The 15,954-nt window shown below is 72.3% G+C and carries 14 protein-coding genes; all 14 read left to right on the top strand.

All coding sequences use genetic code 11. The features are described from left to right. Nucleotides 1-8: 8 nt before the first annotated feature. The 14 genes from G3576_RS32175 to G3576_RS05020 all read left to right on the top strand — a co-directional run bounded on the left by G3576_RS32175 (nt 9) and on the right by G3576_RS05020 (nt 15,952). Nucleotides 9-1,163, top strand: coding sequence for a hypothetical protein (locus tag G3576_RS32175; RefSeq protein ID WP_207622632.1), 1,155 nt, complete (start codon nt 9-11; stop codon nt 1,161-1,163). Further along, nucleotides 1,160-2,518: a Tol-Pal system beta propeller repeat protein TolB gene (tolB, locus tag G3576_RS05080; RefSeq protein ID WP_164693201.1), complete on the top strand. Its 1,359-nt coding sequence runs from the start codon at nt 1,160-1,162 to the stop codon at nt 2,516-2,518. The genes G3576_RS32175 and tolB overlap by 4 nt, the downstream gene beginning before the upstream one ends. Nucleotides 2,519-2,705: 187 nt before the next feature. Then, nucleotides 2,706-3,182 (top strand): peptidoglycan-associated lipoprotein Pal, encoded by a 477-nt coding sequence (pal, locus tag G3576_RS05075; RefSeq protein ID WP_164693200.1) that lies wholly within the window; start codon nt 2,706-2,708, stop codon nt 3,180-3,182. 77 nt (nt 3,183-3,259) lie between these two features. Further along, complete coding sequence (locus G3576_RS05070; RefSeq protein WP_235951386.1) at nt 3,260-4,171, top strand: tol-pal system YbgF family protein; 912 nt, start codon at nt 3,260-3,262, stop codon at nt 4,169-4,171. A 33-nt stretch (nt 4,172-4,204) separates the two neighbouring features. Continuing rightward, on the top strand, nt 4,205-5,428 hold the full coding sequence (tilS, locus tag G3576_RS05065) for a tRNA lysidine(34) synthetase TilS (protein ID WP_164693199.1): 1,224 nt from the start codon (nt 4,205-4,207) through the stop codon (nt 5,426-5,428). A 116-nt stretch (nt 5,429-5,544) separates the two neighbouring features. Then, nucleotides 5,545-7,470, top strand: a complete 1,926-nt coding sequence (gene ftsH, locus G3576_RS05060; RefSeq protein WP_164693198.1) for an ATP-dependent zinc metalloprotease FtsH — start codon at nt 5,545-5,547, stop codon at nt 7,468-7,470. Nucleotides 7,471-7,600: 130 nt separating this feature from the next. Beyond that, complete coding sequence (gene folP, locus G3576_RS05055) at nt 7,601-8,662, top strand: dihydropteroate synthase (RefSeq protein ID WP_207622631.1); 1,062 nt, start codon at nt 7,601-7,603, stop codon at nt 8,660-8,662. 201 nt (nt 8,663-8,863) lie between these two features. Beyond that, nucleotides 8,864-9,826, top strand: coding sequence for a D-xylose ABC transporter substrate-binding protein (gene xylF / locus G3576_RS05050; RefSeq protein WP_328728444.1), 963 nt, complete (start codon nt 8,864-8,866; stop codon nt 9,824-9,826). A gap of 32 nt (nt 9,827-9,858) precedes the next feature. Continuing rightward, complete coding sequence (locus G3576_RS05045; RefSeq protein WP_164693196.1) at nt 9,859-11,100, top strand: sugar ABC transporter permease; 1,242 nt, start codon at nt 9,859-9,861, stop codon at nt 11,098-11,100. Next, nucleotides 11,097-11,873 (top strand): ATP-binding cassette domain-containing protein, encoded by a 777-nt coding sequence (locus G3576_RS05040; RefSeq protein ID WP_164693195.1) that lies wholly within the window; start codon nt 11,097-11,099, stop codon nt 11,871-11,873. Before G3576_RS05045 ends, G3576_RS05040 begins: the two co-directional genes overlap by 4 nt. 38 nt (nt 11,874-11,911) lie before the next feature. Next, the gene (gene glmM / locus G3576_RS05035) at nt 11,912-13,303 is read left to right on the top strand and encodes a phosphoglucosamine mutase (protein WP_164693194.1); all 1,392 of its coding nucleotides are present in this window, start codon (nt 11,912-11,914) and stop codon (nt 13,301-13,303) included. Further along, the gene (gene thiD, locus G3576_RS05030) at nt 13,300-14,115 is read left to right on the top strand and encodes a bifunctional hydroxymethylpyrimidine kinase/phosphomethylpyrimidine kinase (RefSeq protein ID WP_164693193.1); all 816 of its coding nucleotides are present in this window, start codon (nt 13,300-13,302) and stop codon (nt 14,113-14,115) included. The genes glmM and thiD overlap by 4 nt, the downstream gene beginning before the upstream one ends. Continuing rightward, a complete protein-coding gene (locus tag G3576_RS05025; RefSeq protein WP_164693192.1) occupies nt 14,112-14,996 on the top strand; it encodes a PhzF family phenazine biosynthesis protein in 885 nt (294 codons plus the stop codon). The genes thiD and G3576_RS05025 overlap by 4 nt, the downstream gene beginning before the upstream one ends. Continuing rightward, nucleotides 14,993-15,952 (top strand): SLAC1 family transporter, encoded by a 960-nt coding sequence (locus tag G3576_RS05020; RefSeq protein ID WP_164693191.1) that lies wholly within the window; start codon nt 14,993-14,995, stop codon nt 15,950-15,952. The genes G3576_RS05025 and G3576_RS05020 overlap by 4 nt, the downstream gene beginning before the upstream one ends. The last annotated feature ends 2 nt before the right edge of the window (nt 15,953-15,954 follow it).

Genomic DNA, 15,954 nt, shown 5'->3' with positions numbered 1-15,954 from the left:
CGCGACCTGTGTCCGGCCTGCTGCTGCATCCGGAGCCTGACGACCGCGCGCTGCGGCGATGGCTCGCCGTGTCGCTTGGCCTGCATGCGGCTCTGGCGCTGGCGGGCTTCATCTATGGCTTCGTGAAGCCGCTCGATCCGCCGATCGAGACGGCGGTGGTGGTGGAATTCACCTCCCCCGTGCCGCCGACGCAGTCGCAGGGCGAGCAGCCCGCGCCGACCTCCTCCCCGGACCCGGTGCCTGCGCCGCCCGATGTCGCCCCCGTGCCGCCGGCGCCGACGCCGCCGCGGCCGGAGCCGGTGCAGCCCGCGCCGCCGCCGCCACCCCCGCCGCCGGCCCCGCCCGCGCCCGCCACGCCAACGCCGCCGGTGCCGGCGACGCCGCCCGTGCCGGTGCCGCCGCGCCCGACCACGCCCCCGCCGCCGACGCCGCCCGCGCCCCAGCCGCCGGAAACCCGGCCGCCGGAGCCGCGGCCCGTGACGCCGCCGCCGCCCCCGGCGCCGAGCGCGGTGGCGCCGACGCCGCCTCCGCCGCCGCCCGCCCCGCGGCCGCCGGAACCACGGCCGGCGCAGCCGACGCCGCCGACGCCGCCGGCGCCCGCGCGACCGGCGGAGCAGGCCCTGCCGCTGCCGCCGCCACCCCCGCCGCCGGCACCGCCGCAGCCACAATCGACGCCGACGGGCACGGCGCAGACGCCGCCCGTGGCGCGGCCGGAGGAACGGTCGAGCAGCGTGCTCAACACGCTGGAGCGGCTGCGCCAGCAGCAGGCGCAGCAGCAGCCGCCGACCGCGCGCCCGAACCCGGCCGCGGGGCGCCCCGCGCCTTCAGGCGGCGCGCCGCAGGGGCAGGACCCGCTTTCCGCCGGCGATCGCCGCGCGGTGGGGGAGCGCGTCGCGGAATGCTGGCGGGTGGACCAGGGGATGCTCGGTCTCAGTGACTTGACCGTGAGCCTACGCGCCATCGTCGACCAGGGCGGCGTTATCCGGGAAGTGAGGCCGGGGCCGGAGGGTGTGCCCCGTGATCCGCGCGCCAGGACGTTGTATGAGCAGGCGCGCCGGGCGCTGCTCGACCCGGCCTGCAGCCCGCTGCCGGTGCCCCGTGCCCGGCTGCAGGCGGTGAACGAGTTCCAGTTCAACTTCTCGCCGAGGGGATTCATCCGATGACGTTGCCGGGCTTCGGGATCTCGCGCCGCCATGTCTTCGCCGGCGCCGGCGGGTCGATCGTGGCGAGCCTGCTGCCGGAGGCCGTGCTGGCGCAGCCGACCACGGTCATCGACGTGACGCGGGCGCGGACGGACCCGGTGCCGATCGCGGTGCCGGACATGGCGGGGGCGGGGCCGGATGCGCAGCGGATGGGCCGGCAGATCGCGCAGGTGATCCAGGCGAATTTGCGCAATTCCGGCCTGTTCCGGCCGGTGGACCGCCAGGCCTTCATCCAGACGCCGGAGGCCGCGGCCGCGACGCCGCGCTTCCAGGATTGGCGCGTGATCGGCGCGCAGGCGCTGACCACGGGGCGCGTGGAAGCCAGCGGCGACCGGCTGCGCGTGGAATTCCGGCTTTGGGACGTGCTGCCGGAACAGCAGTTGCAGGGCACCGCCTTCACCGCGCCGGCCGCGCAGTGGCGCCGGATCGCGCACCTCATCAGCGACGTGATCTATGAGCGGCTGCTGGGCGAGAAGGGCTATTTCGACACGCAGATCGTCTACATCGCGGAGTCCGGACCGCGCGACCGGCGCACGCGCCGCATGGCGATGATGGACCAGGATGGCGAGAACCACCGCTTCCTGACCGATGGCAGCTTCCAGGCGCTGACGCCGCGCTTCCACCCGACGGCGCGTCAGGTCGCCTTCATGTCCTATTTCCGCAACGAGCCGCGCGTCTACCTCTTCAACCTGGATAGCGGGCAGCAGCAGGTGCTGGGCAGCTTCGGCGGCATGACCTTCAGCCCGCGCTTCCATCCGGATGGGCGGAGCGTCGTGCTTTCCGCCAGCCGCGGCGGCGATGCCAACATCTACAGCGTCGATATCGGCAGCCGTCGCGAAAGGCAGCTGACCAGCGGCGGGTCGCTCGACGTCTCGCCCTGCTATTCGCCGGACGGGACGCAGATCGTCTTCAATTCCGACCGAGGCGGCGACCAGCAGCTCTATGTCATGTCGGCGGATGGCGGCGGCGCGCGGCGCATCTCCTTCGGCAATGGGCGCTACGCGACGCCGGTCTGGTCGCCGCGCGGCGACCTGATCGCCTTCACGCGCATCTCCGGCGGGCAGTTCGGCATCGGCGTGATGCGGCCGGATGGCTCGGGTGAGCGCATCCTCAGCGAGGGCTGGGCGATGGAGGGGCCGACCTTCGCGCCGAATGGCCGCGTGCTGGCCTTCTACCGGGAGACGCCGGCGCGCGACGCGCGGGGCGGCGGGTATTCCTCTACCCTGTCGCAGATCGACATCGCCGGCTTCAATGAGCGGCGGATGGTCACGCCGACCGATGCCTCCGATCCCGCCTGGAGCCCCCTGCTGAGCTGAGCCGAGGGGCGACATACTTCGATACCAGGGAAGCGGCGGCACGCTGTTGCGATGTTAACTCGGTTCCGCGCAAAACTCGCGACGCACGTTGCCATGATGCCGCCGCACGGATTCTTGACCTTGCGGGCGCGTGCCATTAACGCCCGCGGCACAAGACGTCCCTAACCCTGGAAGGATTTTCAGAGCGATGAACATCAAGCTCCTCGGCGCGCTGGCCGCGCTGACCCTGCTCGGCGCCTGCGGCTCCGGCACCGACACGGCCGGTGCGGCCGGCGGTGGCGCCGCGACGACGGCGAGCGGCCCGCGCCCGGGCAGCCAGGAAGACCTGGTGGCGAATGTCGGTGACCGCGTGCTGTTCGACACCGACCGCAGCAGCGTCCGCGCCGACCAGCGCGCGATCCTGGAGCGCCAGGCGGCGTGGCTCGGCCGCTATCCGCAGGTGCAGGTCGCCGTGGAAGGCCATGCCGACGAGCGCGGCACGCGCGAATACAACCTGGCGCTCGGCCAGCGCCGCGCCAATGCGGCGCGCGACGTGCTGGTGGCCGGCGGCGTCGCCTCCGCCCGCATCGCCACCATCAGCTATGGCAAGGACCGCCCGGCGGCGCTCGGCTCCGACGAGACCGCCTGGGCGCAGAACCGCCGCGCGGTCACGGTCGTTCGCTGACCGTGACGCGGCGGGGATGGGGGCGGGTGGTCCGCGCCCATCCCCGCGGCTTCCGGACAGTGACAAGGAACAGCGCCATGCGCCTCTCTCGCCCCGCCCTTTTCGCGGCCCTGCTGGCCGCGCCGATGCTCCTGGCCAGCCCGGCCCGGGCGCAGGTCGAGACGCGGGAGGGCATCGCGTTGCAGAACCAGATCCTGCAGCTGCGGCAGGAGATGGAGGCGCTCAGGCGTGGCGGGCTCGGTGCCCAGCCCGCGCCGTCCGGCGGCAGTTCCGTGCTGGGCTTCGGTGGTGGCGCACCGCGCCCCGCCCAGCAGCAGGCGCCGCAGGGTGAGCTGGTCGGCCAGCTGCTCGATCGCGTCTCCCGGCTGGAGGAGGAGCTGCGCAGCGTGCGCGGCCGCGCGGAGCAGGCGGAGTTCCGCGAGCGCGAGCTGCGCGAGCGGGTGGAGAAGCTGACCGGCGACGTGGATTTCCGCTTCCAGCAGATGGAGGGCGCGCGCCCTGGCGCCAGCGCGGGCGCGCCGGCCGCGGCCGCAACCCCGGCGCGGCCCGCGGCGCCACCGGCGCAGGCTGGCGCGACGCCGCAGGCGCAGCCGGCGGCCCTGGCGCGGCCGCCGCAGCGCGCGCTGCAGGAAGGCCAGGCGGCGCTGGGTCGCCGGGACTTCGCGGGCGCGGAGGCGGCGGCGCGGGAGGTGATCGCGGCGCGCGATTCGGCGCGGGCGGTGGATGCGCAGATCCTGCTGGGCGATGCGCTGGCGGGTAAGCGGGACTTTGCGGCCGCTGCCATCGCCTATGACGATGCCTTCCGCCGCAACCAGCAGGGCACGCGGGCGCCGGAAGCGATGCTCGGGGTGGCGAATTCGCTGATCGGGCTGAACAACAACCGCGACGCCTGCGGCCAGCTGAGCGACCTGCGCAGCCGCTACCCGAACCTGTCGGGCAACATCGCGGATCGCGTGGCGGATGCGCGGCGGCGCGCGCAGTGCCGCTGATCGCGGCGCGTTAACGAAGCTCCCGCAAACGTGATGGATGGCCCGGGGGCCATCGGGGCGTCGGAATTCGACGCGCTGATGGCGCCCCTCGGGCCGTTCGGCGTCGCGCCGGTGATGGTGGCCGGCGTGTCCGGCGGGCCGCACAGCCTGGCGCTGGCGCTGCTCCTGGCGCGCTGGGCGGGGGCGCGCGGCGGGCGCCTGGTAGCCGGCATCGTGGATCACGGGCTCAGGGACGACAGTGCGGCGGAGGCCTCGACCGTCGCCGGATGGATGGCGGCACGGGGGATCGAGGCACGGGTGGAAGCGCTTGGCCTGGCGCCTGGTCCCGGCATGCAGGCGAGGGCGCGGGAGGGGCGGCTGGCGGCGCTGATGCGCGTCTGCGCCGCGGTGGGCGCGCCGTGGCTGGCGCTCGGCCAGCATCGGGGGGACCAGGCGGAGACGCTGCTGCTGCGCGGCTTTGCGGGCAGCGGGCCGGCGGGGCTGGCGGGCATGGCGGCGGCGCGCAGTGCCGGGGGAGTGCTGGTGATCCGGCCGCTGCTGGGCGTGGCGCCGGCGCGGCTGGAAGCGGTGGTGGCGGCGGCCGGCCTGGCGCCGATCCGCGACCCCTCAAACGAAAACAGCGCCTTCGCGCGCGTCCGGCTGCGCGTGGCGCTCGGCGATCCGGTCGGGGAGGGGCCGGGCGTGGCGGCGCTGGCGGCGGCGGCGGCGGCCTTTGCCCGGCGGCGCGTCAGGAGTGGGGAGGCAGTCGCTGCGCGGATCGCGCAGGCGGCGCGGCTGCATCCCGAGGGATTCGCGCGACTCGACCTTGCGGCGCTGGGCACGGATGGGATGGCGGTTGCGGCGCTGGCGGCGCTGCTGCGGGTGGTGTCGGGCGCCGCCTTCGCGCCGCCGCGGGACGCCGTGGCGGCGCTGCTCGCCCGCGGCGAGGGCACGCTGGGCGGGGCGCGGCTAATGCGCGGCGGTCTGCTGCTGCGGGAGGAGGCGGCGATGGCGCCGCCCGTGCCGGCGCTGCCCGGCGCCCGCTGGGATGGGCGTTTCGTGCTGGAGGGCAGGCCGCCAGAGGGCTGCGTGATCGGCGCGCTGGGGGATGCGCGGCTGCCGAGGCCCCCCTGGCTGCCGGCGGCGGTGGCGCGGACGATGCCCGCGATCCGTCGCGACACTGTGCTGGTCGCGGCGCCCGGCCTGTCCTATCCTTCATCCCAGGAGCACGCCGCCTGCCGCCTGCGCTTCGCGCCGGCGGGCGCGGCCTGTGCCTGAGCATTGCGGTCCTGGGATGGAAGAGGGCGGCAGCGTTCCTATCTGTGCAGCGGAGCGGCCCGCCCCCCGCATCGGTGCGAGGTGGTCAGCCTGGGAAGCCCCAAAGGGATGCCAACGTGAACAATTTCGGCCGGAACCTGGCGCTGTGGGTGATCGTGGCGCTGCTGCTGGTGGCGCTGTTCAACCTGTTCCAGCCTTCGGGCGGCAGCAGCCGCGCGGCGCAGCAGGTCGCCTATTCCGACTTCCTGAACGAGGTCAGCGCCGGCCATGTCCGGGACGTGACCATCACCGGGCGCACCGTCACCGGCCAGCTGAATGACGGGCGCAGCTTCCAGACCTACACGCCGGAAGACCCGCAGCTGGTCACGCGGCTGACGGAGAAGGGCGTGCGCGTGGTCGCGCGGCCCGAGGAAAGCGACGTCAACCCGCTGTTCCACTACCTGCTCAGCTGGTTCCCGATGCTGCTGCTGATCGGCGTCTGGGTGTTCTTCATGCGCCAGATGCAGGGCGGCGGCGGCCGGGCCATGGGCTTCGGCAAGTCCAAGGCCAAGCTGCTGACCGAGAAGCAGGGCCGCGTCACCTTCGACGACGTGGCGGGCATCGAGGAAGCCAAGGGCGAGCTGGAGGAGATCGTGGAATTCCTGCGGGATCCGCAGAAGTTCCAGCGGCTTGGCGGCAAGATCCCGAAGGGCGTGCTGCTGGTGGGCCCGCCGGGCACCGGCAAGACGCTGCTGGCGCGCTCCATCGCCGGCGAGGCGAACGTGCCCTTCTTCACCATCTCCGGCTCCGACTTCGTCGAGATGTTCGTCGGCGTGGGCGCCAGCCGCGTTCGCGACATGTTCGAGCAGGGCAAGAAGAATGCCCCCTGCATCATCTTCATCGACGAGATCGACGCGGTGGGTCGCCACCGCGGTGCCGGTCTCGGCGGTGGCAATGACGAGCGCGAGCAGACCCTGAACCAGATGCTCGTGGAGATGGATGGCTTCGAGTCGAACGAAGGCGTCATCATCATCGCCGCCACCAACCGGCCGGACGTGTTGGACCCCGCGCTGCTGCGCCCGGGCCGCTTCGACCGCCAGGTCGTGGTGCCGAACCCCGACGTGAACGGGCGGGAGAAGATCCTGCGGGTTCACATGCGGAAGGTGCCGCTGGCGTCTGATGTGGATCCGAAGACGATCGCGCGCGGCACGCCCGGCTTCTCGGGCGCCGACCTGGCCAACCTGGTGAACGAGGCGGCGCTGCTCGCGGCGCGCACCGGCCGCCGGACCGTGGGCATGGCGGAGTTCGAGGCGGCCAAGGACAAGGTGATGATGGGCGCGGAGCGCCGAAGCCTCGTCATGTCCGAGGATGAGAAGCGCATGACCGCCTATCACGAGGCCGGCCACGCGCTGGTGGCGATCCATGAGCCGGAATGCGACCCGGTGCACAAGGCGACCATCATCCCGCGCGGCCGGGCGCTGGGCCTCGTGATGTCCCTGCCGGCCGGCGACCGCTACTCCAAGCACAAGTCGAAGATGAAGGCCGAGCTTGCGATGGCGATGGGAGGCCGCGTGGCGGAGGAGCTGATCTTCGGCGCCGACAAGGTCTCCAACGGGGCTTCGGGCGACATCAAGATGGCGACCGACATGGCGCGCCGGATGGTGACGGAATGGGGCATGTCCGAGAATCTCGGCATGATCGCCTACGGGTCGAACGACCAGGAGGTCTTCCTCGGCCACAGCGTGACCCAGTCCAAGAACCTGTCGGAGGAGACGGCGCGGAAGATCGATGGCGAGATCCGCCTCATCATCGATGGCGCCTATGCCCGCGCGACGAAGGTGCTGAGCGAGAACATCGACGAGCTGCACCTGCTGGCCAAGGGACTGCTGGAGCACGAGACGATCAGCGGCGACGAGATCAAGCAGATCATCAAGGGCGAACCCATCGTGCGGGTGCGGCCGGATGAGCCGGTGAACCAGGGCCGCGGCAGCGTGCCGACCAGCGGGCGGCCGAACCCGCGCCCCAGCACGGGCGGCGGCTTCGCCCCCGCGCCGGGGACCTGAACGCGCCTCCATCGCGTTGACGCGAACGGCCCGTGCCACCAGGCGCGGGCCGTTTTCGATTCCGGGTTCCCGATGGCAGGAACGCGCGGCATCGTTGGATGCAGGGCGGATACCGGGGCGGCGAGTCGTGATGGAAAGCTGGGTCGAGCCATTGGGCCTGCTGCAAGGCCGCGCCGCCGCGACCGCCGTGGCCGCCGACCTGGCGCTGCCGCTGGCGGGCGGGCCTGGCGCCTTCACCATGGTGCGGCTGATCGGGCCGGGCGCGCCGGAAGGCGCGCTGGCACTGGCCGATGTGCCGGATGGGTGGCAGGAGGCGGTGCTGGCGCTGACGCGGGCTCCGGCGGCCTTTGCGGGTCTTGCACTGCCGCATGAGGGCGGGCGGCCGCTGGTGATGGGCATCCTCAACATCACGCCCGACAGCTTCAGCGATGGCGGCCATTTCGCGGACCATGCCAACGCGATCGATGCCGGGCACATGCTGCTGGAAGCCGGCGCCGATCTGCTCGACATCGGGGGGGAGAGTACGCGGCCGGGCGCGCAGCCCGTGGCGCCGGAGGAGGAATGCCGGCGCATCCTGCCGGTGATCCGGGAACTGGCGAAGGCCGCCACCATCAGCGTCGATACCCGCAACGCCGCGACCATGCTGGCGGCGCTGGAAGCCGGGGCGGAGATCGTCAACGACGTGACGGCGCTGCGGCATGACCCTGCCTCGGCCCGGGTGCTGGCGCGCAGCGAAGCCAGCGTGATCCTGATGCACATGCTGGGCGACGACCCCCGCACCATGCAGCAGGACCCCCGCTACGGCGACGTGGCGCTGGAGGTGGCGCAGTTCCTGGCGGACCGCGTGACCATGGTCGAGCGGCTCGGCATTCCGCGCGGGCGGATCGCCATCGACCCCGGCATCGGCTTCGGCAAGCGGCTGCCGCACAACATCGCGCTGATGGAACGCCTGCCGCTGCTGGCGGGGATCGGCGTGCCGGTCGTCTTCGGCGCCAGCCGGAAGCGCTTCATCGGGGAGTTGTCGGGGGTCGAGGCTCCGGTGGACCGCGTCGCGGGGTCGGTGGCCGCGGCGCTGCATGCCGCGTCGCATGGGGCGGCGATCATCCGGGTGCATGACGTCGCGGAAACGGTGCAGGCGCTCGCGGTCTGGAACGCGGTTTCCGCTGGCGGGGTGGAAGACGACGACGGGTGATGCCGCAACCGCACGTCGTGCTTGACGCAGGGCGGCAGGGCGCGGGAGCCTCCCTTTCAGCAAGGTCGTGCATACGACCGGTGGGATGGGGAGGCGATGATGATCAATCGACTGACGCGACGCGGGCTGTTGGGCACGGCGCTCGCTCTGCCCGCCCTGGGCGCCGTGGCCCGAGGGGCTCAAGCTCAAGGCAGGGGGCCGGTGATCGGCGTCTCCTGGTCCAACTTCCAGGAGGAACGCTGGAAGACCGACGAGGCCGCGATTCAGGCGGCGATCCGCGCGGCGGGGGGCAGCTACCTCTCGGCCGATGCGCAGTCCAACCCGGGCAAGCAGCTGACCGACATCGAAAGCCTCCTGGCGCGCGGCGCCAAGGCGCTGATCGTGCTGGCGCAGGATGCGGCCGCGGTGCGCCCCGGCGTGCAGAAGGCGATCAACGAGGGCGTGCCGGTCGTGGGCTATGACCGTCTGATCGAGATGCCGGAGGTCTTCTACCTCACCTTCGACAATGTCGAGGTCGGCCGCATGATGGCGCGCAGCGTCCTGGCCGCGAAGCCCGAGGGCAATTACGCCTTCATCAAGGGCAGCTCCGCCGACCCCAATGCCGACTTCCTGTTCCGCGGATCGATGGAGATCCTGAAGCCGCACATCGATGCGGGCCGCATCCGCAATGTGGGCGAGGCCTATACGGATGGCTGGCTGCCCGCGAACGCGCAGCGGAACATGGAGCAGATGCTCACCCGCAACAACAACCGCATCGATGCGGTGGTGGCGGCGAATGACGGCACGGCGGGCGGCGCCATCGCGGCGCTGGCGGCGCAGGGCCTGGCGGGCAGCGTGCCGGTTTCCGGCCAGGATGCGGATCGCGCGGCGCTGAACCGCATCGCGGCTGGCACGCAGACCGTCACGATCTGGAAGGATGCGCGGGAACTCGGCAAGAACGCGGCCGAGATCGCGGTGCGCCTGGCGGGTGGGGCGCGGCTGGCGGAGGTGCCGGGTGCGGTGCAGTGGAACGAGGGCCCGCAGCGCGCGCGGATGACGGCGCGCTTCCTGGCACCGGTGCCGGTGACGCGGGAGAATCTCGGCGTGGTGATCGAGGCCGGCTGGGCGCCCAAGGCCGCCGTGTGCCAGGGCGTTCCGGCGGGGCGCGTGCAGGCGTGCAATTGACCACGGTGGGGCGCCGCCAGGGCATCGGCTGAATGCGGCATCTGGAGGTTGACCCGCGGCTCGTCGGGATGCTCGGCGCGCTGGCGGTGATCTGGGTGGGGTTCGACCTGCTGTCGGGCGGCGCCTTCCTGACGCCGCGCAACCTCTGGAACCTCTCGGTCCAGACGGCCTCCATTGCCGTGATGGCCTGCGGGATGGTGCTGGTCATCGTCACGCGGAACATCGACCTCAGCGTCGGCGCCATGCTGGGCTTCATCGGCATGGTGGTCGGCGTGGTGCAGGCACGGTGGCTGCCGGAGGTGATCGGCCTCGAGCATCCGGCGACGGCCTTCATCGCGGTGGCGGTGGGGGTGGCGCTGGGGGGCGTGATCGGGCTGATGCAGGGCAGCCTCATCGCCTATCTCGGCATCCCCTCCTTCATCGTCACGCTGGGCGGGCTGCTGGTCTGGCGCGGCGCGGCCTGGTGGGTGACGCAGGGGCAGACGGTGGCGCCGATGGATGGGCGCTTCCGCATGCTGGGCGGGGGCATCGAGGGGGCGATCGGGGCCACCGCTTCCTGGGTGCTGGCGGCGCTCGCCTGTGCGGCGATCGTGGCGGGGATGGTGATGCTGCGGCGCCGGCGCCTCGCCTTCGGCTTCCCGGTGCGGCCGGGCTGGGCGGAAGGCGTGCTGATGGGCCTCGCCTGCCTGGTCGTGATCGGGGCGGTCGCGGTGGCGAACAGCTATCCGATCCCGGTCGGCGTGGCGCGGCGGATGGCGGAGGCGCAGGGCATCGCCTGGCCGCCGGGGGGCCTGTTCATCGCGCATGGACTGGCGATCCCGGTGATCGTGGCGCTGATGGTCGGCGTCGCCATGACGGTGCTGGCGACGCGGACGCGCTTCGGCCGGTATGTCTTCGCCATCGGCGGCAATCCGGAGGCGGCGGAGCTGTCCGGCGTGAACACCCGGCGCAGCCTGATGATGGTCTTCGGCCTGATGGGCGCGCTGGTGGGGCTTTCGGCCTGCATCGCGACCGCCCGGCTGAACGCCGCGACCAATGCGGCGGGGACACTGGACGAGCTCTACGTCATCGCGGCGGCGGTGATCGGCGGGACGTCGCTGGCCGGCGGCATGGGCACGGTGGCCGGCGCCATGCTGGGGGCGCTGGTGATGCAGTCGCTGCAATCCGGCATGGTGCTGCTGGGCGTGGATACGCCGCTGCAGAACATCGTAGTGGGCCTGGTGCTGGTCTTCGCCGTCTGGCTGGACGGGGCCTGGAGGAAGCGCATCCGATGAGCACGCCCCTCGTCGAGATGCGCGGCATCTCCATCGCCTTCGGCGGCATCAAGGCCGTCGATGACGTGTCGGTCGACCTGATGCCTGGGGAGGTCGTGGCCCTGCTCGGCCATAACGGCGCGGGCAAATCCACGCTGATCAAGATTCTCTCGGGCGCCTATCGCGCCGATGCCGGGGAGATCCGGGTTGAGGGGCAGGTCGCCGATATCGGCACGCCGCGCGACGCCAAGCGCTACGGGATCGAGACGATCTACCAGACCCTCGCGCTGGCGGACAATGTCGACGCCGCGGCCAACATCTTCCTCGGGCGTGAGATCGTCACCCGCTGGGGGACGCTGGACGATGCGGCGATGGAATCGGCGACGCGGCAGGTGATGGCGCGGCTCAACCCGCATTTCCGGCGCTTCAAGGAACCGGTCCGCGCGCTGTCCGGCGGGCAGCGGCAATCGGTGGCCATCGCGCGCGCCATCCACTTCAACGCCCGCATCCTGATCATGGACGAACCCACCGCGGCGCTGGGCCCGGCGGAGACGGCGCAGGTCGGCGAGCTGGTGAAGCAGCTGAAGGCGCAGGGGATCGGCATCTTCCTGATCAGCCATGACATCCATGATGTCTTCGACCTGGCGGACCGCGTCAGCGTCATGAAGAACGGGCGGCTGGTCGGCACGGCGCGGACGAGCGACGTGACGAAGGATGAGGTGCTGGGGATGATCATCCTCGGCAAATGCCCGGAAGCGGCGGTGCGGGGGCCGGGGGCGATGGCTGACTCGTAAGTTTTGAAACCGCCGGGCGGGGCGCTAGAACGCCCGGCATGAGCACGCCCCCTCGCAAGCTTTTCGGCACCGATGGCATCCGCGGCAAGGCCAACCAGCCGCCGATGGATGCGGGCACCGCGCTGCGGCTCGGCCAGGCGACGGGGCGCTTCTTCAACCGGGGCAGCCACCGGCATCGCGTGGTCATCGGCAAGGATACGCGCCTGTCCGGCTACATGCTGGAACCCGCGCTGACAGCGGGCTTCGTGGGCGCGGGGATGGATGTGATGCTGGTGGGGCCGATCCCGACGCCGGCCATCGCCATGCTGACGCGGAGCCTGCGCTGCGACCTCGGCGTCATGATCTCGGCCAGCCACAACCTCTTCGAGGATAACGGCATCAAGCTGTTCGGGCCTGACGGGCTGAAACTGTCCGACGCGCAGGAGGCGGAGATCGAGGCGCTGATGGATGCGCCCAATTTCCTCGAAAGCCTGGCGGCGCCGACTAGGCTCGGCCGGGCGAACCGGCTGGAGGATGCGCCGGGGCGCTACATCGAGAGCGCCAAGGCGAGCTTCCCGAAGGGGCGGAGCCTGGACGGGCTGCGCATCGCGATCGATTGCGCGCATGGCGCGGCCTACAAGGTGGCGCCGACGGTGCTGTGGGAGTTGGGGGCGGAGGTCGTTTCCACCGGCGTCACGCCGGATGGCTTCAACATCAACCGGGATTGCGGGGCGACGGCGCCGGCGAAGCTTGCGGAGCTGGTGAAGGAACGGCGCGCCGATCTCGGCATCGCGCTGGATGGCGATGCGGACCGGCTGGTGCTGGTGGATGAGCAGGGGCGCGTCATCGATGGCGACCAGATCCTCGCGACCATCGCCGGGTCCTGGCACCGGCAGGGTCGGCTGGTGGGCGGCGGCGTGGTGGCGACCGTCATGTCCAACCTCGGGCTGGAGCGGCACCTGGAGGGGCTGGGGCTGAGCCTGCACCGTACCCAGGTCGGCGACCGCTATGTGGGGGAGCGGATGCGGGAGGCCGGCTGCAACCTGGGGGGCGAGCAGTCGGGCCATGTAATCCTGTCGGATTTCGGCACGACCGGGGACGGGCTGGTGGCGGCGCTGCAGGTGCTGGCGCTGCTGGTGGAGGAGCGGCGCCCGGCCAGCGAGGTCTGCCGCCGCTTCGCGCCGCTGCCTCAGCGCCTGGTGAACATCCGCTACACCGGCGCTTCCCCGCTGAAGGATGCAGAGGTGACGGAGGGCATCGCGGCCGCCGGTGAACGGCTCGGCAAGCGCGGGCGCGTGCTGGTGCGGGCGAGCGGGACGGAGCCGCTGATCCGGGTGATGGCGGAAGCCGAGGATGAGGGCGAAATGCGCGCGACCGTCGACGACCTGGCGGCGCTGATCCGCGCGCGGGCGGCGGCGGGGGCGCTGCGCAAGGCGGGGGCGGCGGAATGAGCGGGCGCGTCCTGGTCTGCGCGGGGTCGGATAGCGGCGGCGGCGCGGGGATCCAGGCGGACATCAAGGCCGTGACGGCGCTGGGCGGCTTCGCGGCGACGGCGGTAACGGCGCTGACGGCGCAGAACACGCTGGGGGTGCAGGGCGTGGTCGGCGTGGCCCCCGATTTCATCCGCCTCCAGATCCGCATGGTGCTGGAGGATATCGGCGCCGATTCCATCAAGACCGGCATGCTGGCTGATTCGACGACCATCGAGGCGGTGTGCGGCGCGCTGGCGGAATTCGGCCCGGGCATTCCGCTGGTGGCGGACCCGGTCATGGTCGCCAAGGGCGGGCATCCGCTGCTGGCGCCGGAGGCCGTGGCCACGCTGACCGCGCGGCTGCTGCCCATGGCGGCGGTCATCACGCCCAACCTGCCGGAGGCCGAGGCACTGACGGGGTTGTCGATCGCGACCGTGGACGACATGAGGCGCGCCGCCGATGCGCTGCTCGGCCGCGGCGTGAAGGCGGTGCTGCTGAAGGGTGGCCACATGGAAGGCCCGGTGCTGACCGATCTGCTGGCGACCGCCGAGGGCACCGAGAGCTTCGAAAGCGCGCGGATAGAGAGCCGCCACACCCATGGCACGGGCTGCACCCTCGCCTCCGCGCTGGCCTGCGGGCTGGCGCAGGGGATGGCGCTGCGGGACGCCGTGGTGCGCGCGCGGGCCTATGTGCGGGCGGCGATGCTGGCCGCACCGGGGCTCGGCCAGGGGCATGGGCCGCTCGGCCACGGCGTGACGATGGACCCCGCGCGGGTGGAGCAGCTGTCTTGAGAAGATTCGAGTTCGTGACGGTCGATGTCTTCACCGACCGTCGCTTCGGCGGCAACCAGCTGGCCGTCTTCCCCGATGCGCGGGGCATGACGGATGCCGAGATGCAGGCGCTGGCGGCGGAGATGAACCTCTCCGAGACCACCTTCGTGTTGCCGGCGGCGGATGCGGCGAACACCGCGCGCGTGCGCATCTTCCACCGCACGGCGGAGATGCCCTTCGCGGGCCATCCCAATGTCGGCACGGGCTACGTGCTGGCGGACCGCGCGGTGGATGGGGTGCTGCGGTTCGAGGAGATCGCCGGGCTGGTCGAGGTGCGGATCGAGCGGGATGGCGCGGGGGCCGTGACGGGGGCCACCATCGCGGCGCCGCAGCCCCTCAAGCTCGGGCCGACGATGAGCGTGGAGATCGCGGCCGCCTGCGCGGGGATCGATCCCGCCGGCGTTGTGACCGCGCGTCACCCGCCCACCATCGCCAGCGATGGCGGCAATCCGCGGCTGCTGGTGGAGGTGACGGAGGCGGCGATGACGGCCGCATCGCCGGACATCGGCGCCTTCCGCCGCGCGGTGGCCTCCGAGCCGGCGCTGGGCGGCAAGCTCGCGCTGTATCTGTGGCGGCGTGAGGGGGAGGGGCTGCGGACGCGCATGTTTTCCCCGCTGGTCGGCACCTGGGAGGATGCGGCGACGGGCAGCGCGGCCACGCCGCTCGCCGGCTTCCTGCTGCACCTGTCGGGGGCCGAGGAGGGCGCCTGGGTGATGACCCAGGGTGTGGAGATGGGGCGGCCGAGCGTGCTGCGGACGACGGCGCGGCGGACCGCGCATGGGATCCGGGCGACGGTCGGTGGCGGCTGCGTGCCGATGTTCAGGGGCAGCGTGACGCTGTGAAGATCGACCGGGTGATGCGCACGGCGCCGACGCTGGCCTTCCTGCCGCTGCCGCTGCTTGCCATGCCGATGGGGCTGGGCGGCGCTGGCCTGGCCTGGCGGCAGGCGGCGCAGACGCTGGGGGTGCCGGGGCTGGTGGGGGAAGCGCTGCTCGCGCTGACCTTCGTGGTGTGGCTTGGCATCGTCGCCGCGCAGGCGGCGCGGTGGTGGCGGCACCCGGATGCCTTCGCGCAGGAAGCGGCGAATCCCGTGCGGCTGGCCTTCCTGGCGGCGCCGACCATCGGCTTCATGATCGTCTCCGCGGCCGCCTGGCCCTATGCGCCGCGGCTCGGCGCCGCGCTCTGGGCGATGGCGGTGCCGCTGCACCTGCTGGTGGCGATGCTGCTGCTGCGCCGCGTGCTGCTGGGGCGCGCCGATGCGGCGATGCTGGCGCCGCCGCTGCTGATCCCCTTCGTCGGCAACATCCTGGCGCCGGCGCTGGGGGCGCGGATGGGCTTCCTCGACGCGTCCTGGATGATGTTCGGCGTCGGGCTGCTGCTGTGGCTGATCATGATGCCGCTGCTGCTGCACCGCTTCTTCGCGGGGCCGAAGCTGCCGGCGCCCTTGCTGCCCTCGGTCGCCATCTTCCTGGCGCCGCCGGCCGTCGGCGCGCTGGCGCTGGTGGCGCTGACGGGGCAGGCGGGCGGGGCGAGCCTGTCGCTGACGGGCCTCGCCGTGCTGATCGCCGCCGTGCTGCTCTCCATGGCGCGGCACTTCGCGGCGCTGCCCTTCAGCATCGTCTGGTGGAGCTTCACCTTCCCCGCGGCCGCCTTCGCCATCCTGCTGATGGTGGAGGATTTCCATCCCGCCCTGTGCTGGGCGGCGCTGGCCATCGCCACGGGGATCACCGGCTATGTCGCCTGGCGCACGGCGATGGCGGCGGCGGTGGGCACCTTCTTCCAGCCCGAGGGGCATTGACG

The organism is Falsiroseomonas algicola (assembly GCF_011040385.1).
Classification (GTDB): Bacteria; Pseudomonadota; Alphaproteobacteria; order Acetobacterales; family Acetobacteraceae; genus Falsiroseomonas; species Falsiroseomonas algicola.
Note: the sequence above shows the minus strand (reverse complement) of the source record. Positions and strands in the feature narration are given on the sequence as shown.